General features: G+C 72.1%; 1 protein-coding gene. It reads right to left on the bottom strand.

Annotated elements, in window-relative coordinates:
* On the bottom strand, nt 1-201 hold a 201-nt coding region (locus IF00_RS46645), incomplete at both ends, for a hypothetical protein (protein WP_209439858.1).

The raw sequence follows: 201 nt of genomic DNA, 5'->3' as shown, positions 1-201 counted from the left end.
CCCACACGCGTCAGCTCATTGGCCACACCCACCGCACGCGACCACAACTCCCCGTACGACAGACGCACCTCACCACACACCACCGCCGGCGCCTCCGGCGCCCGCGCCGCACACCCCGCGAACCACACCGGCACCACGCCCACGGGCACCACAGCACCCGTCGCGTTCACACCGCTCACCAACCGATCGCGCTCGACGGCG

The organism is Streptomyces flavochromogenes, assembly GCF_000717595.1.
GTDB classification, from domain to species: domain Bacteria; phylum Actinomycetota; class Actinomycetes; order Streptomycetales; family Streptomycetaceae; genus Streptomyces; species Streptomyces flavochromogenes.
Note: the sequence above shows the minus strand (reverse complement) of the source record. Positions and strands in the feature narration are given on the sequence as shown.